This window comes from Streptomyces sp. PsTaAH-124, from assembly GCF_000373685.1.
Taxonomy (GTDB): domain Bacteria; phylum Actinomycetota; class Actinomycetes; order Streptomycetales; family Streptomycetaceae; genus Streptomyces; species Streptomyces andamanensis.
The window spans coordinates 41,815-59,404 of sequence record NZ_KB892208.1 but is presented as its reverse complement, the minus strand read 5'-3'; the positions used below and the strand labels follow the sequence as shown (position 1 = coordinate 59,404).

General features: G+C 74.0%; 18 protein-coding genes. 8 read left to right on the top strand and 10 right to left on the bottom strand.

Features of this window, described 5'->3' with window-relative positions; translation table 11 throughout:
* Positions 1-203 precede the first annotated feature (203 nt).
* Genes B086_RS0135825 through B086_RS0135815 form a run of 3 tightly spaced genes read left to right on the top strand, consistent with a single transcriptional unit; the run spans position 204 to position 3,325 of the window.
* Positions 204-1,535 carry a magnesium transporter MgtE N-terminal domain-containing protein gene (locus B086_RS0135825; protein WP_018571260.1) on the top strand — a complete coding sequence of 444 codons (1,332 nt, stop codon included), beginning with the start codon at positions 204-206 and terminating at the stop codon, positions 1,533-1,535.
* On the top strand, positions 1,525-2,148 hold the full coding sequence (locus B086_RS0135820) for a DUF1003 domain-containing protein (protein ID WP_018571259.1): 624 nt from the start codon (positions 1,525-1,527) through the stop codon (positions 2,146-2,148). The genes B086_RS0135825 and B086_RS0135820 overlap by 11 nt, the downstream gene beginning before the upstream one ends.
* Before the next feature lie 43 nt (positions 2,149-2,191).
* Entirely contained in the window at positions 2,192-3,325 is a 1,134-nt protein-coding gene (locus B086_RS0135815) for an Mrp/NBP35 family ATP-binding protein (RefSeq protein WP_026253126.1), read from the top strand.
* Positions 3,326-3,472: 147 nt separating this feature from the next.
* Here B086_RS0135815 and B086_RS0135810 read toward each other — a convergent pair whose 3' ends face one another.
* From B086_RS0135810 to sigE, 5 genes are all read right to left on the bottom strand, one after another.
* Positions 3,473-4,144, bottom strand: a complete 672-nt coding sequence (locus B086_RS0135810) for a hypothetical protein (RefSeq protein WP_018571257.1) — start codon at positions 4,142-4,144, stop codon at positions 3,473-3,475.
* Between the two features lie 240 nt (positions 4,145-4,384).
* Positions 4,385-4,855: a sec-independent translocase gene (locus B086_RS0135805; protein WP_018571256.1), complete on the bottom strand. Its 471-nt coding sequence runs from the start codon at positions 4,853-4,855 to the stop codon at positions 4,385-4,387.
* Positions 4,856-5,111: 256 nt separating this feature from the next.
* The gene (locus B086_RS0135800) at positions 5,112-6,749 is read right to left on the bottom strand and encodes a trypsin-like peptidase domain-containing protein (RefSeq protein ID WP_018571255.1); all 1,638 of its coding nucleotides are present in this window, start codon (positions 6,747-6,749) and stop codon (positions 5,112-5,114) included.
* A gap of 635 nt (positions 6,750-7,384) precedes the next feature.
* On the bottom strand, positions 7,385-8,413 hold the full coding sequence (locus tag B086_RS0135795; protein WP_026253124.1) for an anti-sigma factor family protein: 1,029 nt from the start codon (positions 8,411-8,413) through the stop codon (positions 7,385-7,387).
* Complete coding sequence (gene sigE / locus B086_RS0135790; RefSeq protein ID WP_078509683.1) at positions 8,410-9,120, bottom strand: RNA polymerase sigma factor SigE; 711 nt, start codon at positions 9,118-9,120, stop codon at positions 8,410-8,412. Before sigE ends, B086_RS0135795 begins: the two co-directional genes overlap by 4 nt.
* A 248-nt stretch (positions 9,121-9,368) precedes the next feature.
* Here sigE and B086_RS0135785 point away from each other — a divergent pair, with 248 nt between their 5' ends.
* A complete protein-coding gene (locus tag B086_RS0135785; protein ID WP_078509682.1) occupies positions 9,369-10,064 on the top strand; it encodes an O-methyltransferase in 696 nt (231 codons plus the stop codon).
* 120 nt (positions 10,065-10,184) lie between these two features.
* Here B086_RS0135785 and B086_RS43470 read toward each other — a convergent pair whose 3' ends face one another.
* Entirely contained in the window at positions 10,185-10,352 is a 168-nt protein-coding gene (locus B086_RS43470) for a DUF3117 domain-containing protein (RefSeq protein WP_003966491.1), read from the bottom strand.
* A 390-nt stretch (positions 10,353-10,742) separates the two neighbouring features.
* Between B086_RS43470 and B086_RS0135775 the strand changes: the two genes are divergently transcribed.
* Entirely contained in the window at positions 10,743-11,546 is an 804-nt protein-coding gene (locus tag B086_RS0135775) for an enoyl-CoA hydratase/isomerase family protein (protein ID WP_018571251.1), read from the top strand.
* A gap of 86 nt (positions 11,547-11,632) precedes the next feature.
* Here the strand turns inward: B086_RS0135775 and B086_RS0135770 are convergent, their stop codons facing one another.
* Together B086_RS0135770 and B086_RS0135765 are read right to left on the bottom strand one after the other, a co-directional pair.
* Positions 11,633-12,229, bottom strand: a complete 597-nt coding sequence (locus B086_RS0135770) for a DNA-3-methyladenine glycosylase I (protein ID WP_026253123.1) — start codon at positions 12,227-12,229, stop codon at positions 11,633-11,635.
* 53 nt (positions 12,230-12,282) lie between these two features.
* Positions 12,283-12,663, bottom strand: a complete 381-nt coding sequence (locus B086_RS0135765) for a DivIVA domain-containing protein (protein ID WP_026253122.1) — start codon at positions 12,661-12,663, stop codon at positions 12,283-12,285.
* 159 nt (positions 12,664-12,822) lie between these two features.
* Between B086_RS0135765 and folP the strand changes: the two genes are divergently transcribed.
* Positions 12,823-13,683, top strand: a complete 861-nt coding sequence (folP, locus tag B086_RS0135760; protein WP_018571248.1) for a dihydropteroate synthase — start codon at positions 12,823-12,825, stop codon at positions 13,681-13,683.
* A gap of 73 nt (positions 13,684-13,756) precedes the next feature.
* Here folP and B086_RS0135755 read toward each other — a convergent pair whose 3' ends face one another.
* Both B086_RS0135755 and dapE read right to left on the bottom strand, forming a co-directional pair.
* The gene (locus tag B086_RS0135755; protein ID WP_018571247.1) at positions 13,757-14,515 is read right to left on the bottom strand and encodes a TIGR00730 family Rossman fold protein; all 759 of its coding nucleotides are present in this window, start codon (positions 14,513-14,515) and stop codon (positions 13,757-13,759) included.
* Between the two features lie 111 nt (positions 14,516-14,626).
* Complete coding sequence (dapE, locus tag B086_RS0135750) at positions 14,627-15,706, bottom strand: succinyl-diaminopimelate desuccinylase (RefSeq protein ID WP_018571246.1); 1,080 nt, start codon at positions 15,704-15,706, stop codon at positions 14,627-14,629.
* Between the two features lie 93 nt (positions 15,707-15,799).
* On the opposite strand from dapE, the gene B086_RS0135745 reads away from it, so the two are divergent.
* A complete protein-coding gene (locus B086_RS0135745; protein WP_078531316.1) occupies positions 15,800-16,786 on the top strand; it encodes a heavy metal transporter in 987 nt (328 codons plus the stop codon).
* A 379-nt stretch (positions 16,787-17,165) separates the two neighbouring features.
* The gene (locus B086_RS0135740; RefSeq protein ID WP_018571244.1) at positions 17,166-17,585 is read left to right on the top strand and encodes a hypothetical protein; all 420 of its coding nucleotides are present in this window, start codon (positions 17,166-17,168) and stop codon (positions 17,583-17,585) included.
* Positions 17,586-17,590: the final 5 nt, after the last annotated feature.

Below are 17,590 nucleotides of genomic sequence, written 5' to 3'. Positions count from 1 at the left end.
CGTAGCGGCGTACGGCAGCGTACCGGGGGCGGCGCGGCCCGGCGGAGCCAGTCCGTCCGCTCCGCTCACCAGGGCGTATCCGAACGGGACGGGCTAGCCTGAAGCCCACTTGAGCGGGCAGGCGAGAAGACACCGGACACACCGGGCACACCCGGCACGACAGCAACGGCACGACAGGAAGACGCCAGGAAGGAGGCACGGTCATGGCAGCGGGCGCCCCCCGGATCTTCGTGTCGCACCTCGCCGGTGTCGCCGCCTTCGACCCGTCGGGCGACCAGGTGGGACGCGTACGCGATCTGGTCGTCATGCTGCGGGTCGGCCGCAAGCCGCCCCGGGTGCTCGGCCTGGTCGTCGAACTCTCCACCCGGCGCCGCATCTTCCTGCCCATGACCCGGATCACCAGCATCGAGTCCGGCCAGGTCATCACCACCGGCGTGCTCAACGTCCGGCGCTTCGAGCAGCGGCCCACCGAGCGGCTCGTCTTCGGCGAGCTGCTGGACCGCCGCGTCACGCTCGTGGAGAGCGGCGAGGAGGCCACCGTGCTGGACCTGTCGGTGCACCAGCTGCCCGCCCGGCGGGACTGGGAGATCGACCGGATCTTCGTGCGCAAGGGCCGCAAGGGCGGCGCCTTCCGGCGCAGCAGGGGCGAGACGCTGACCGTGGAGTGGTCGGCGGTCACCGGCTTCTCCCTGGAGGAGCACGGGCAGGGCGCCGAGAACCTGCTCGCCACCTTCGAGCAGCTGCGCCCCGCCGACCTCGCCAACGTGCTCCACCACCTGTCCCCCAAGCGGCGCGCTGAGGTCGCCGCCGCCCTGGACGACGACCGGCTCGCCGACGTCCTGGAGGAGCTGCCGGAGGACGACCAGATCGAGATCCTGGGCAAGCTGAAGGGCGAGCGCGCCGCCGACGTGCTGGAGGCGATGGACCCCGACGACGCCGCCGACCTGCTCGCCGAACTGCCCGAGGCGGAGCAGGAGCGGCTGCTCGGTCTGATGCAGCCGGCCGACGCCGCCGAGATGCGGCGCCTGATGTCGTACGAGGAGCACACCGCGGGCGGCCTGATGACGACCGAGCCGATCGTGCTGCGGCCGGACGCGACCGTCGCCGACGCGCTCGCCCGGGTCCGCAACCCGGACCTGTCCCCCGCGCTCGCCGCCCAGGTGTACGTCTGCCGGCCGCCCGACGAGACGCCGACCGGCAAGTACCTGGGCACGGTCCACTTCCAGCGGCTGCTGCGCGACCCGCCGTACACGCTCGTCAGCTCGATCCTGGACGACGACCTCCAGGCGCTCTCCCCGGACGCCGAGCTGCCGGTGGTGGCCGGGTTCTTCGCGACCTACGACATGGTCGCGGCGCCCGTGGTGGACGAGGCCGGGTCGCTGCTGGGCGCGGTCACCGTGGACGACGTGCTGGACCACATGCTGCCGGACGACTGGCGGGAGACGGAGTTCCACCTGGACGACGGGACCGGGGCGGCGGCCGGGACCGCCGGGGGCACGGACGAGGGCGTGGGGGCAGGCGGGCATGGCGGCTGAGCGAGAGAGCACCCGCGAGCGGCCCCCGGCCGGGGCCACCGCCGCCGGCCGGGCGCGGGCCCGGCTCGACCAGCCGCGCCCGCTGCGGCGGCGGCTGCTGCCCGAGTGGGACCCGGACGCCTTCGGCCGCCTGTCCGAGCGCATCGCGCGGTTCCTGGGCACCGGACGGTTCATCGTCTGGATGACGGTGGTGATCATCCTCTGGGTGGTCTGGAACGTGTCCGTGCCGCACCGGCTGCGCTTCGACGAGTATCCGTTCATCTTCCTGACGCTGGCGCTGTCCCTCCAGGCGTCCTACGCCGCCCCGCTGATCCTGCTGGCGCAGAACCGGCAGGACGACCGGGACCGGGTCAACCTCGAACAGGACCGCAAGCAGAACGAGCGGTCGATCGCCGACACCGAGTATCTGACCCGGGAGATCGCCGCGCTGCGGATGGGTCTGGGCGAGGTGGCGACCCGCGACTGGATCCGCTCCGAGCTCCAGGACCTCGGCAAGGAACTGGAGGAGAGACTGGTCAGGGAACTGGACCGCGGCGGCGCCGGGGACGGGCCGGAACGGCCCGGGGTATTCCCGGCGGATCACCCGCGCGGACGTGACATGGACGACCGCTGACGGGGGTCCCTGGGCCGCGGCCGGGCGCCGTACCATCGTCCTTATGGCTACGGAAGACGCGGTGCGCGCCGCGCTGGCGACGGTTGACGACCCCGAGATCCACCGACCCATCACCGAACTGGGCATGGTCAAATCGGTGGAGATCGGCGCGGACGGCGCGGTCGCGGTCACCGTGTACCTGACGGTCTCCGGCTGCCCGATGCGCGAGACGATCACCCAGCGCGTGACCGACGCGGTCGCGCGGGTCGAGGGGGTCACCCGGGTCGACGTGTCGCTGGACGTGATGAGCGACGAGCAGCGCAAGGAGCTGGCGAGCGCCCTGCGCGGCGGCCAGACCGAGCGCGAGGTCCCCTTCGCCAGGCCCGGCAATCTGACCCGGGTCTACGCGGTCGCCTCCGGCAAGGGCGGCGTCGGCAAGTCCTCGGTGACGGTGAACCTGGCGGCGTCGATGGCCGCCGACGGCCTGAAGGTGGGCGTGGTCGACGCCGACATCTACGGCCACAGCGTGCCGCGCATGCTGGGTGCGGACGGCCGTCCCACCCAGGTCGAGAACATGATCATGCCGCCGTCGGCGAACGGCGTGAAGGTCATCTCCATCGGCATGTTCACCCCGGGCAACGCGCCGGTCGTCTGGCGCGGCCCGATGCTGCACCGCGCGCTCCAGCAGTTCCTGGCGGACGTGTACTGGGGCGACCTGGACGTGCTGCTGCTCGATCTGCCGCCCGGCACCGGCGACATCGCTATCTCCGTCGCCCAGCTCGTGCCGAACGCCGAGATCCTGGTGGTGACGACGCCTCAGCAGGCCGCCGCCGAGGTGGCCGAGCGGGCGGGCTCGATCGCCGTGCAGACCCACCAGAAGATCGTCGGTGTCGTCGAGAACATGTCGGGGCTGCCCTGCCCGCACTGCGGCGAGATGGTCGACGTGTTCGGCACCGGCGGCGGTCAGCTCGTCGCCGACGGCCTGACCCGCACCACCGGCGCCACGGTGCCGGTGCTCGGCTCCATCCCGATCGACGTCCGGCTGCGCGAGGGCGGCGACGAGGGCAAGCCGGTCGTCCTGACCGACCCGGACTCCCCGGCGGGCTCGGCCCTGCGCGCCATCGCGGGCAAGCTCGGCGGCCGCCAGCGGGGCCTGTCGGGGCTCTCCCTGGGCATCACGCCGAAGAACAAGTTCTGAGGCACCGCCGCACTCCTGTACGGCGATCCCGTACGCCGATCTGGTACGACGACGAGGGGCGCCGTCCGCGCGGACGGCGCCCCTCGTCGTCGTACCCGGCGTACCCGGCGCACCCGGCCCGGCACGGATGCGCGGCGGGCGGGCGGGTCAGGCGTACGCGGTGATGTCCTGGACCACGGAGAAGCCCAGCCCGTAGGCGCTCATCCCCCGGCCGTACGCCCCCACGTGCACGCCCTGCGGGGCCGATCCGGCGAGCACCCAGCCGAACTCGGACTCGCGGTAGTGGAACGAGGTCGGCACGCCGTCCACGGGCAGCGACAGCGTCGACCAGTCCGGCCCGGACAGGTCGTCGGCGAGCTCCCACGCCGTCTCGGTCTGCTGGTCCAGCCAGTCGTCGCGCAGCGCGTGGTCCATCTGCATGGGCCAGGTGACCGACAGCAGGCCGACCCCGGCGAGCCAGGCCGCCGAGGAGACGGAGGTGGCCTCCAGCTGGCCGGTGCCGTCGGCGAGCCGCCGCTCGGGGCTGGCGGCGACGGTGACGACGACCGCGAACTTCTCCCGGGGGTCGTCCGGAGAGCCGGACACGAACTCGTTGCGCACCGAGGGTTCGTCACCGTGCCCGAGGGAACCGTGTTCCACCGAGCCGTCGGCCGAGGTGCCGACCTGAAGCAGCCAGCGCTGTCCCGTGAAGGCCTCGTCGAGGCCGTACCACGGGAAGGGCGCCAGCAGGTAGCCGTCGACCGTGCGCCGGGCGGAGGGCAGTGGTCTTCCGCCCTCCGCGGCCGGTGCCTGCGCGACCGCCCTACTTGTCGTCTCCATGTGCCCGGACGCCTCCTCGCTCTCGTCGGACCGGCGCGGCCCGCCCCCCTTCGGGCGTACTCGTCCGGTCCGCACAACAACTCGGCAGCATATCCACCCCGCACCGGGGCGCCGGGAACGCGCCCGGGGCGTGGCCCGCGCAGGCGGCGGGATCGGGCCGCCTGGCGCAGACGGGATCACTGAGAAGGAGTGACGCGCGCGGCGGACGCGGCGGGACGGTACGCGGCAGGACGGTGGCGCTCAGGTGGCGTCGGCGTCGAAGGGCGGGCGGTCGTCCCGCTCGGCGCTCTCCGGCTTCTTGGTCATGTCGATCCGGCCGCCGGACGCCCCCGCGGAGGAGGGGGCGGACGAGGACGCCGCCGGTACGGAGACCGCCTCGTCGTCGGAGTCGCGGCCGTTCACCGCGTCCGTGACCTCGGCCATCTCCTTCTTCAGGTCGAAGCCGTTGCGGATCTCCTTGAGCCCCAGGTCGTCGTTGTCCAGCTGCTTGCGGATGAACGTCTTGGGGTTGAGGTCCTCGAACTCGAAGTCCTTGAACTCCGGGCCCAGCTCCTTGCGGATGTCCTGCTTGGCGCTCTCCGAGAACTCCCGGATCTTCCGGATCGTGCGCACCACGTCCTGGATCATCTTCGGGAGCTTGTCCGGACCGAACACGAGCATGGCCAGGACGATGAGCGTCGCCAGCTCGGGCAGTCCTATGTCGTTGAACACCTGAAGCTCCTTGCGATGTCCGTGGTCCTCGGCCCTCGGGTGGTCCGGTCTGAGCGGGTCTATCCGGGGTCCGGGCCGGATCCACGGTACCCGGCCGAGGTGTCCGACCGGTACTGCCCCGAGGTGTCGGGGCCCGTGTACACGGCCAGTTTTCCGGCTTGTCCGCCTTCTGGAACGTCCGCGTCGCCTCGGGGCGCGGCGGGCGGCGCGCTCCGGGGGCGCGGCGCGGGCCGTGCGGGCCGCCGGTGAGGGCCCGTCACCCACTGTCCGAGGAGCCGAGCACCAGGGAGATCCTGCGCTGCTTGCCGCCCCGCTCGACGGTCAGCTCCAGCCGGTCGCCGGGGCGGTGGGCGCGGGTGCGGACGATCAGTTCCTCACCCGAGTGGACGCGCACGCCGTCCACCGCGGTGACGACGTCACCGGCCCGGATGCCCGCCGCGGCGCCGGGGCCGCCCGGGGTGACCGGGGAACCGCCGCCGCTCGCCCGCTCGCCGACCTTGGCGCCGTCGCCCTCGTAGGCCATGTCCAGCGTGACGCCGATCACCGGGTGGCTGGCCCGGCCGGTGTTGATCAGTTCCTCGGCCACCCGCTTGGCCTGGTTGACCGGTATGGCGAAGCCGAGCCCGATGGATCCGGCCTGGCCCGTCTGCGCATCGGACCCGGAGTCGGCGGAGCGAATGGCCGAATTGATGCCCACCACCCGGCCCCGGGAGTCCAGCAGCGGGCCGCCGGAGTTGCCGGGGTTGATGGGCGCGTCGGTCTGGAGCGCGTCGACGTACGACACGTCGCTCCCGTCGCCCTTCTCGCCACCGGCCGTGATGGGCCGCTCCTTGGCGCTGATGATGCCGGAGGTGACCGTGTTGGCCAGGTCGAACGGGGCGCCGATCGCGACGACCGGGTCGCCCACCCGTACGTTGTCGGAGTTGCCCAGCGGCATCGGGGTCAGCCCGCGCACTCCGCGCACCCGCACCACGGCGAGGTCGTAGCCGGTGTCGCGGCCGACGATCGTGCCGCGCGCGGTCTGGCCGCCGCTGAAGGTCACCGATATCTCACCGCCGGCGGCCGCGGGCCCGACGACGTGGTTGTTGGTGAGGATGTGGCCGCGGCCGTCGAGCACGAAGCCGGTGCCGGTGCCCTGCTCGTCCGAGCCGGACACGTGCAGTGTCACGACGCCGGGCAGGGCGCGGGCGGCGATCCCGGCGACGCTGTCCGGGGCGCGGCCGGCGGGCTCCTTCCCGGCCTGCGGCAGCGTCACGGTCCCGATGCCGCCGTTGCGTTCCAGGTACGCCCCCACGACGCCGCCGATCCCGCCGGCCACGAGCGCCAGCGCCACGGCCCCGCCGACCAGCGCCCGCCGGACCCGCCTGCGCCGCTGCTCGGCGCCGACGACCCCGGCCCCGCTCTCCTGGAGCGGTCCGGCGAGGGGCCGCGCGGCCCAGGGGTCGTAACGCTGCCAGGGGTCCAGGGGAACGACGGGAGCGGCGGGGGCAGGGAGGTGCGCGGGGGCGTGCGGGGGCGGGGGCGGCGGCGGGAACGCCTGGGCCGGGAATGGCGGGGGGTCCCCGGCGCCGGGCAGGGGGGCGCCGCCGTGGGCTGCCAGGGGTGCCGGGGCGGGGGCGGCCGGTGCGGCGCCGGGCTCGGCGGGCTGCTCGCCGGACGCCATGGGCGCGGGCGGTACGGGTGCCGCTGCCGGGGGGCCGAGCGGGTCGGCGGGGGCCGGAGCGGGCGCCGCACCCGAGGCGGCCGGTGCCACGGCGGGGTGCTGGAACGGGGGCGCGGGCGCCCAGGGTCCGGGCTGGCCGTACGGCGGGGTGCCGTAGGGGTCGGGGGCGTGCAGCGGCCTGCGCCGCTCGGCGTCGAGCGCCGCCGCCACGGGCCCGGCGGAGCCGGACACGGACGCGGAACCGTCGGCGGAGCCGGGCCCCGAAGCGGGCAGGGAGCCGTACTCGGGAGCGGGAGCGGGAGCGGCAGCGGGAGCGGCAGCGGGAGCGGCAGCGGGAGCGGCAGCGGCTTCCGGGGCAGGCCCAGGGCCGGGCGCAGAGGCGCGCTCGGGACCACCGGCGAGGGCATCCCGGGGAACGGGCACCGGGGCGTACCCAGCAGCGGCTGCGGGCGCAGCCGCGTCCGTGTGGCCCCCGGGCCGGTCCCCGGGCTGGTCCTCGGGCTGGTCCTCATGCCGGTCCTCGGGCCGGTCCCCCGGCTGTGGTGTGCTCCGGTTCTGCGGATCCGGGGACCGGGCGGGGCGGGCGAGGTGGAAGTCGCCCTCGTCGTCCGTGGTGGTGTCCGGGACGGGCGCAGTGCCGACCGTGTCGTCCGTGGGCGCGGGCGGCCGGGGGCGGCTCCACCATCTCGGGCGGGTGGGTCTGGTGGGCTTGCCCTCGTTCATGTGCTCCCCGGCAGGTGCCCGCGGCCCGGCTCGTCGGCGGTGGCCGCGCTTCGTCGACTGCGCGCCCCGACGGATGTCAGGGGCGCGCCCTCCTGGATTCAACCAGGTTCACGGGCCACCGCGCAGTGCCCGGCCGGCGCCGGTCAGGGCGCCAGATGGGAGGTGGCGGCCGACGGTGGTTCGGGCGTCGGGCCGGGGGAGGGCGCGGTGAGCAGACCGGCTGTCGTGAGCTGCGGGTCCGCCGACCACGTCAGGGAGATCAGCGGCCGGGTGCCGAGCGGGCGTATCAGCGGGGACATCAGCGCGGCCCCGGCGGCGACCACCGGTGTCGGCGGCAGCGGGCGCGCCGCCGCGTCCGCCGCCGGTGCGGCGGCCGGGGTGGGCACGCCGGGCAGCAGCGGCGCGGACAGCGAGGTCGGCGCCGGCGGTGCCGTGCCGGTCGAGCGCTGCACGGGCAGGGCCCCGGCCGTGTTCCGGCGCCGGGACGCCTCGGACGCCGTGGCGATGCCCGTGCCCGCCGAGCGCGCCGGGGTGACATTGCTGCCCGCTCCCGCGCCGCCGCGGGTCTCCGCCGCCGTGTCGCCCGCCGCTCCGGTGGTCACACCGCCGAGGGCGACCGCGGCCAGCGACACCGCCCCGGCGGCGACGAACGCGAACCGGCGTCCGCGCGAGGCCGACCGCTCGTTGTCGGGACGGTTGACGTGATGGATCCGGAAGCCTTCCGACCGCTCCGGCACGGGCTCGACCGGATACGGTCCGGCCGGTCCATACCCGAACGCGAACTGCTCGCCGCGCCGGGCGCCGAACATGCCGGGGTCCCCGGTGCCCCCGGTGCCGCCGGTGTCCCCTGAGCCTGCGGGGAACGCCGGGAAGCCGCCCGGGAACCCCGCACCGCCCAGCGGTGAGCCGGAGCCGGGGTCGCCGCCGGGCAGCCCCTGGAGGCGGGCCAGGAAGCTCTCGGAGGGCGGCGGCGGGGCCGACTCCGCGAAGACGTTCTTCAGACGGCGCTGTGCGTCGACCTCCGCCTTGCACTTCGGGCAGGTGGCCACGTGCGCCAGGACGCGCTCACGCGTCTCATGACCGAGCTCTCCGTCCACCAGGGCGGAGAGTCGGTCTCCCAGATGCTGTTCCGCGAGCCCCCTCGCGGCGGGGTTGGATCGGGAACCACTCACGCGGTCGCGCCCCCTCCTCCCAGCGCGGCGACGCGGGGCACGAAGCGGCGCCGCTCGGCCTGCCGGGCCTCGGGCGAACGGTGCGCCAGGGCCTTGCGGAGCTGTGAACGGCCGCGGTGGATACGGGAGCGCACCGTGCCGAGCTTGACGCCGAGGGTCGCGGCGATCTCCTCGTAGGACAGCCCCTCGATGTCGCACAGGACGACCGCGGCGCGGAACTCGGGCGCCAGCGTGTCCAGGGCCTGCTGGACGTCGGCGTCGAAGTGCGCGTCGTTGAAGAGCTGCTGCGGGGTGGGCTCCTTGCTGGCCAGGCGCTCGGCCGCGTCGTCGCCGAGCGCGTCGAAGCGGATGCGCTGCTTGCGGCGGACCATGTCCAGGAAGAGGTTGGTCGTGATGCGGTGCAGCCAGCCCTCGAAGGTGCCCGGCGTGTAGGTCGACAGGGAGCGGAAGACGCGGACGAAGACCTCCTGGGTGAGGTCCTCGGCGTCGTGCTGGTTGCCGGTGAGGCGGTAGGCCAGGCGGTAGACACGACCGCTGTGGGTGCTGACGATCTCCTCCCAGGTGGGCGGAGTCCACGCCTGCCCGTCCGCGTCGCTGGAGAAGGTCGCGGTCGCGGCCGGGGCGGTGCCCTCGGCGTGGGTACGGTCAGCTGCGGTGTCGTTCACGGATTTCGGCCTGCCCGCCGATCCGAGAAAGCGCCGGAGCACTCCTCCCCGATCCACAGGCGAAGCCGCACCTCCCCTGTCGGCTCTGGTGGTGTCCAGTGGAGCCCCTACCATAACCACCTCGCCCGTTAGCTCCGGATAAGCGGTTTTACTTGAATTTGACACGCACTGCCACGGCTGATGCGGCTGCGTCAGCACTTGCTCGCCGTCCCGTTCCATCCCATACCCCCCGTCCGGACTCCGGTCACGTCCCCCGGTGCTTCCCCACCCCTTCAAACGACCGGTCCCATCTGCGGGTTCCCGGCCCCAACGGATACAGTCACGCCCAGGCATCCAGGGGACAGGAGAGGGTCATTACCGGCAACCGGCAGACGAGCTGGGCGTTCGCCGACGCCTATGTCGCCGAGGACGACGCTCTGCGCTGGGCCCGGGAGCGGGCAGGCGAGGCAGGAGTGCGCTCGGTGACCCCCGCCGCGGGCGCGGCGCTGCGGTTGCTCGCCGCCACCGTGGACGCGAAGGCGGTCGCGGAGATCGGGACCGGCACCGGCGTCTCCGGCATCCACCTCCTGTACGGCATGCGCCCGGACGGGGTGCTGACCACGGTCGACCCCGAGCCGGAGCTCCAGCAGTTCGCCCGGCAGGCGTTCCGCGCCGCCGGCTTCGCCAGCAACCGCGCCCGCTTCATCCCTGGCCGCGCCCTGGAGGTCCTGCCGCGGCTCGCGGACGCCGGGTACGACCTGGTCTTCTGCGACGGCGACCGGCAGGAGTTCCCCGACTATCTCGCCGAATCGTTGCGGCTGCTGCGGCCGGGCGGACTGGTCGTCTTCGAAGGCGTGTTCGCACACGGCCGGACGGTGGACTCGGGGCCGCAGCCCGCCGAGGTCGTACGGCTGCGCGAACTGCTGCGCACCGTGCGCGAGAGCGCCGACCTGGTGCCGTCGCTGCTGCCGGTGGGCGACGGCCTGCTGTGCGCGGTCAAACGCTGAAGCGTCCGCCGGGCCACCGCGCCGGACGGGAGCACGCCGGGCGGCAGAACCCGGAGAACAGCGACCCCGGTACCGCGTGCGGTACCGGGGTCACCGAAAAGGCTGTGATCCGCTCGCGCGTCAGCCGACGACCTTCTTGAGGGCGTCGCCGAGCGCGTCGGCCTCGTCAGGGGTCAGCTCGACGACGAGCCGACCGCCGCCTTCGAGCGGAACTCGCATGACGATGCCCCGCCCCTCCTTGGTCACCTCGAGCGGGCCATCACCCGTCCGCGGCTTCATGGCCGCCATGCTCGTTCCCCTTCCTGAAACCCAGCTCATCGTCAAAGCCGACGGCGCACCGAAGGGCACGCGCGCGGTCCACTCCCGGAACGGTGCAGCACACACGGCACCGGCATCGAACACATTGCTTCCCAGCCATTATCCCGCATCTCAGGACCCGATGACCAACATCAGTCGGCATCGCTTGGGCAACGCGCGCGAGCAAAACCACTCAATTCGGGGATGTGGCTGCGATACTGCGCTCCCTCTCCCGGGTCTCCCGGCGGCCCGGCCGCCGGATTTCTTTGACGCAGGTCACACGTCCACCGCCCGCTCCGGCCGGTGATCTCCGTCATGCTGTCCCTCGGACACAGGACGTACCGAACGGTACGTCGGAGCCGACACCGGAGGGGAAGTCCCATGGCCGACACCGTGCTCTACACAGTGAGCGACGGACTCGCGACGATCACCCTGAACCGCCCCGAGGCGATGAACGCGCTCGACATCGCCACCAAGGTCGCCCTCCGGGAGGCCGCCGAGTCCGCCGCGGCCGACGACGCCGTACGGGCGGTGCTGCTGACCGCGGCCGGGGACCGGGCGTTCTGCGTGGGCCAGGACCTCAAGGAGCACATCGGGCTGCTGAACGCCGACCGGGAGAGCGGGTCGGGGCGGACGATGAGCACCGTAGGGGAGCACTACAACCCGATCGTGCGGGCGCTGGCCGGTGCCGCCAAGCCCGTCGTCGCCGCGGTGAACGGCGTCGCCGCCGGGGCGGGCTTCGGCTTCGCGCTCGCCGCCGACCACCGGATCGTGGCCGACACGGCGTCCTTCAACACGTCCTTCGCGGGCGTCGCGCTCAGCGCGGACTCCGGCCTCTCCTGGACGCTGCCGCGCGCGGTGGGCGCGAGCCGCGCCACCGACCTGCTGCTCTTCCCGCGCACCCTCACCGCCCAGGAGGCCGCCGAACTGGGCATCGCCCACCGGGTCGTCCCGGCGGCCGAGCTGCGCGCCGAGGCCGAGAAGACCGCGCGGAAGCTGGCCGCCGGGCCGACGCTGGCGTACGCGGCGATCAAGGAGTCGGTGGCCTTCGGCCTGACGCACTCCCTGGCGCAGACCCTGGAGAAGGAGGACGAGCTCCAGACGCGCGCGGGACAGTCCGAGGACCACGCCATCGCCGTACGGGCGTTCGTCGCCAAGGAGAAGCCGGTGTACCTGGGCCGCTGACCGGGCACGGCGCGCCGCCGCCCGCCGCCCCTCCCCCGGCCGCCGGCCGCGAGCCGGGGGGCGGGGCGGAAGGGCGGCAGAGTCGGTCAGGGGCGGCGGGCCACGCAGTCCGCGAGGTGGTCGTCGACCAGTCCGCACGCCTGCATCAGGGCATAGGCCGTCGTCGGGCCCACGAAGCGCAGGCCGCGCTTCTTCAGCGCCTTGGACAGGGCCGTGGACTCGGGGGTGACGGCCGGGACGTCGGCGAGGGTCCCCGGGGCCGTACGGGCGGCCTGGGCGGGGGCGTGGGACCAGATGAGGGCGTCCAGCTCGCCCGGGGACCACGCGGCCAGCTCGCGCGCGTTGGCGAGGGTCGCGTCGATCTTGGCGCGGTTGCGGATGATCCCGGCGTCGGCGAGCAGGCGCTCGCGGTCGGCGTCGGTGAACTCCGCCACCGCGGAGATCCTGAAGCCGGCGAAGGCCGCGCGGAAGCCGGGACGGCGGCGCAGGATGGTGATCCACGACAGGCCGGACTGGAAGGCCTCCAGGCTGAGGCGTTCGAAGAGGGCGTCGTCGCCGTGGACGGGCCGGCCCCACTCCTCGTCGTGGTACGCCACGTACTCGGGCGCCGACAGCGCCCACGGGCAGCGCCGGGCGCCGTCCGGACCCGCGACGGCGGCGCCGGCCGTCGCCGCCTCGGCCACCGGGCTCTCCGGCACCGGGCTCCCGGCCGCCGGGCTCTCCACCGCTTCCTCGGTCACTGCTCGTCCTCCGGTCCGGGCTTGGTCAGGTGCACCCGCGCCCCGGTGTCGCGGACCCCGGTGTCGCGGGCCCCGGCCAGGGCGGTCTCCAGGGCCGACTCCAGGTCGGCGATCCGGGCGTCGCGCTCGGCGATCTCGGCGCCGAGCCGGTCGAGCGCGTCGTCCACGTCGGCCATCCGGTAGCCGCGCACGGCGAGCGGCAGGCGCAGCTGCTCCACATCGGCCGGGCCCACCGGGCGGTCCTCCGGCAGCGGGTCGTGCAGCCGGTCGGGGACGGCCTCGGGCAGCGGGCCGGTGCCCCCGCCGCCCACCACCGCGAGGGTCACCGCGGCGACCACGACCGCCAGCGCGACGACGAGGAACAAGAACATAACCATCGCTGAGGTCCCCACGGAGTCCGGAGTCTGGGTCTGGAGCTGGATCTGGTGCCATCTGGAGTCTGGCGTTCGTGCCAGGGTCCGATCGTGCCATGCGACGCCGACAGTTAGGGTCGCAGGCGGCCGAAGACCGCGACGTGGGAGAAGAGGTCACAGGGGATGCTCAGGCTGGGCAGGCGTGAATTCGACACGCACGAGCCGGTGATCATGGCGATCGTCAACCGTACCCCGGACTCCTTCTACGACCAGGGGGCGACGTTCCGCGACGAGCCCGCCCTCGCGCGCGTGGAACAGGCCGTGGCCGAGGGCGCGGCGATCGTCGACATCGGCGGGGTGAAGGCGGGCCCCGGCGAGGAGGTGACGGCCGAGGAGGAGGCGCGGCGCACCGTCGGCTTCGTCGCCGAGGTGCGGCGGCGCTTCCCGGACGTGGTCATCAGCGTGGACACCTGGCGGGCCGAGGTCGGCGAGGCGGTGTGCGAGGCGGGCGCGGACCTGCTGAACGACGCGTGGGGCGGGGTGGACCCGCGGCTCGCGGAGGTCGCCGCGCGCCACCGGGTGGGCCTGGTGTGCACGCACGCGGGCGGCGCCCGGCCGCGGACCCGGCCGCACCGGGTGGAGTACGACGACGTGATGGCCGACATCCTGGAGGTGACCGTGGGGCTGGCCGAGCGCGCGGTGGCGCTCGGGGTGCCGCGGGAGTCGGTGCTGATCGATCCCGGGCACGACTTCGGGAAGAACACGCGGCACAGCCTGGAGGCGACGCGTCGGCTGGGCGAGATGGTCGCCACCGGGTGGCCGGTGCTGGTGTCGCTGTCCAACAAGGACTTCGTCGGGGAGACGCTGGACCGGCCGGTCAAGGAGCGGGTGGTGGGCACGCTGGCCACCACGGCGGTCTCGGCGTGGCTCGGGGCGCAGGTCTACCGGGTGCACGAGGTCGCCGAGACGCGGCAGGTGGTGGACATGGTGGCGGCCGTCGCGGGGCACCGGGAGCCCGCCGTGGCCCGGCGGGGACTGGCGTAGGACCGGTCCTTCCCGCGCCCGCGCCGCCCTCCGCACGGCCCGCTGCCCGCCGCCGGGCCGCCTCGCCGCCTCGCTACTTGCCCGCTTCCTTCGACATCAGGGCCACGGCCTCCTCCACGTCGTCCGTGACGTGGAAGAGGGTCAGGTCCGCCTCGGCGGCCTTGCCCTCGGCGATGAGGGTGTGGGTCAGCCAGTCGACCAGGCCGCCCCAGTAGGCGGTGCCGAACAGGACGATGGGGAAGCGGGTGACCTTCTGGGTCTGGACGAGGGTGAGCGCCTCGAAGAGCTCGTCCAGGGTGCCGAGGCCGCCGGGCAGGACCACGAAGCCCTGCGCGTACTTCACGAACATCATCTTGCGGACGAAGAAGTAGCGGAAGTTGAGGCCGATGTCGACGTAGGGGTTGAGCCCCTGCTCGAAGGGCAGCTCGATGCCCAGGCCGACCGAGGTGCCCCCGGCCTCGCAGGCGCCCTTGTTCGCCGCCTCCATCGCGCCGGGACCGCCGCCGGTGATCACCGCGAAGCCCGCCTCGACCAGGCCGCGCCCCAGCCGCACCCCGGCCTCGTACTCCGGCGAGTCCACCCGGGTGCGGGCCGAGCCGAAGACGCTGATCGCGGGCGGGAGCTCGGCCAGGGTGCCGAAGCCCTCGATGAACTCCGACTGGATGCGCAGCACCCGCCACGGGTCCGTGTGCACCCAGTCGGTGGGGGCGCGCTCGTCCAGCAGCCGCTGGTCCGTGGTGCCGGCCTGGACCTGCCCCCGGCGCCGGAGCACCGGTCCCAGGCGCTGCTCCTCCGGTGGCACCTTCTTGCCCTCGGGGTTGCCTGTAGGCATATGCGCTCCCTCCGCGTGCGGTCGTTCCACCCCAGCCTAGATCTCGCCCACCCTAGATCTCGGCGGGTTACGGGCGGGGGACCTCGGCGGGTCCGGACCGTGGCCGCGAGGTCAGCTCGTCAGCCAGGCGCGCAGCCGCTCCTCGCCGGTGAGGATCTTCGCGGTCTCCACCCGCTCGTCCCGCTTGTGCGCCAGGTGCGGGTTGCCGGGGCCGTAGTTGACGGCGGGGACGCCGAGCGCGGAGAAGCGGGAGACGTCGGTCCAGCCGTACTTGGGCAGCGGGATGCCGCCGACCGCCTCGATGAAGGCGGCGGCGGCCGGGTGGTCGAGACCGGGCAGCGCGCCGCCGCTGTGGTCGTCGATCACGAACTCCTCGACGCCGCAGTCCGCGAAGACCTCGCGGACATGGGCGACGGCCTCCTCCTCGCTGCGGTCGGGCGCGTAGCGGAAGTTGACGGTGACGACGCACTCGTCGGGGATCACGTTGCCCGCGACTCCGCCCGAGATGCCGACCGCGTTGAGGCCCTCGCGGTACTCCAGGCCGTCGATGACCGGGTAACGGGGCCGGTACTCGGCGAGCTTGCGCAGGATGGGCGCGGCGGCGTGGACGGCGTTGGCGCCCATCCAGCCGCGCGCGGAGTGCGCCCGCTCGCCCTTGGTCTTCAGCAGGACGCGCAGGGTGCCCTGGCAGCCGCCCTCGACCTGGCCGTCGGACGGCTCCAGGAGGATCGCGAAGTCGCCCGCCAGCCAGTCCGGATGGGCCTCGGCGACATGCTTGAGGCCGTTCAGGTCGGCGGCGACCTCCTCGTTGTCGTAGAAGACGAAGGTGAGGTCGCGGTTGGGGGCCGGGACGGTGGCGGCGATGCGCAGTTGCACGGCCACGCCCGCCTTCATGTCGCAGGTGCCGCAGCCCCAGAGCACGCCGTCCTCGTCCAGCCGGGACGGCACGTTGTCCGCGATCGGGACGGTGTCGATGTGTCCGGCCAGGATCACCCGCTGGTCGTGCCCGAGGTGCGTGCGGGCGACGACGTTGTTGCCCATGCGGTCCACCGTCAGGTGCGGCAGGGCGCGCAGCGCGGCCTCGATCGCGTCGGCGAGCGGCTTCTCGGTGCCGCTCTCCGAGGGGAAGTCGACGAGCTGCGCGGTGAGTCGCGCGGCGTCCAGCGTGAGGTCAAGCGGGGTATCGGCCATGCCTGCGACCTTAGCGCCCGGCTCCGGCCACGCGCCGTCGTGTCCGCCGTCACCGGCTCCTGCGGCGGTGTCCGTCTCCAGTACCTTGTACGCGTGCCAGAGCCGTCCCCCACTCCGAAGCGTCGTGGCCGCCTCCTCAGGTCGGGGGCGGCCCTCTGCGTCCTGCTCGCGGTCGCGGGCTATCTCACGGTGCAGTATCTGACCGGCGGTACGGGCCCCGGCTGCGAGGTCGTGGCGGCCGGACGGGACGGCGGGTCCTACGAGTTCACCCCGGAGCAGGCGGTGAACGCGGCGACCATCGCGGCCGTCGGCACCGGGCGCGGCATGCCCGAGCGGGCCGTGACGATCGCGCTGGCGACCGCCCTCCAGGAGTCGGACCTGCGCAATCTGGACCACGGTGACCGGGACTCGCTCGGCCTGTTCCAGCAACGGCCCTCGCAGGGCTGGGGGACGGCGAAGGAGATCATGGACCCGGCCTACTCGGCGGGGGTGTTCTACCGGCACCTGGACAAGGTGGACGGCTATCAGCGGCTGCCGGTGACCGTGGCGGCGCAGCGCGTGCAGCGCAGCGGCTTCCCGGAGGCGTACGCCCGGCACGAGCCGGACGCGGCGCTGCTCTCGGCCGCCCTGACCGGGCGGGCCGCGGCCACGCTGACCTGCCAGGGCAGGCCGGGCATCAGCCCGACGACGGGTCCGGACGCGGTACGGGCGGCGCTGGTACGGGACTTCGGCCGCGAGGTGGTGCAGGTGGCCGGGGCCGAGGCGGGCGGCGGCCGCGGCGCGTCGCCCGCGCCCACGGCACCGGCCGCAGGGGCGGCCGCGGACGGGCGCACGGTGACGCTGCCGGTGCGGACCGGCTCCGGCGACGGGCGCAGCACCGCCGAGCGCGGCTGGCAACTGGCGCACTGGGCGGTGGCCAACGCCTCCGCGCTGCACATCGAGCGGGTGGCGTACGCCGGGCGGGAGTGGACCGCCGGGGTGACCGAGGGCGAGTGGCGCGCGGTGGACGGGAAGAACGGCGACCGGTCCGAGGGCTCGGCGGGCTCGGCGGCCACGGTCCGCATCACGACGGGCCGTTAGCGCCTCCCGTCCGGCGCGCGGGCCCGTGCGCAGTGGTGGGGAGCCGCGTGGATCTTCACTCTCCCGGGTGGTGGGCGAGGCGTCGGGGCGACGGCCGGGGCGGTTTTTCACGGGGTCGGCGGGCGGATCGCCACAGCCCTTGGAGAGACGGTGCCGGAAGGATTCAGCAGCCGTTCCGGGCAGTCGGCCTTTGCCCGTTTTTATCCACACCTGATAATGCGACGCATTACCAACTCTTTACGTTGTTCCGCCGCAACCTTCGCGCGCTTCGAGCGGTAGTCACTGCGTCCGAGCCCGGCCCGCCGGGGGCTTCACGGCCTCCGGGAACCGCCCGGCCCGGTCCGACACCTCAAGGTTCCCCTCCCGTCGAAGGAGCAACATGTCCCTCCCCCTGACCCGCCGTATCGCCCGCGCCGCGCTGCTCGTCGCCGCCGGGGCGGCTGCCGGGGTCGGTGCGGCCGGCTCCGCCGGTGCCGCGCCCCAGCTGCCGGCCACCCCGAACCTGGGCGGCCTCACCGCCCTGGACGCGGCGAGCGTCGGCAACACCGTGGACGGCGCGGCGCAGCACGTCACCGGGGTCGCGGGCGACACCGGCGGCAAGGTGGTCAAGCAGGCGGTGCCCGCCGCGGGCAGGACCGGCGGCGGCCTGGTGAAGAAGACGACGCCGGTGGCGCAGAAGGCGGCGGGCGACGCGGCCGGGACCACGGGCGGCCTCCTCGGCGACACCGCGAAGACCGCGACCCAGGGCGGGCTGCCCACCCAGGGCCTGCCGGTGCAGGGCCTGCCGCTGGGCGGCTGAGCACC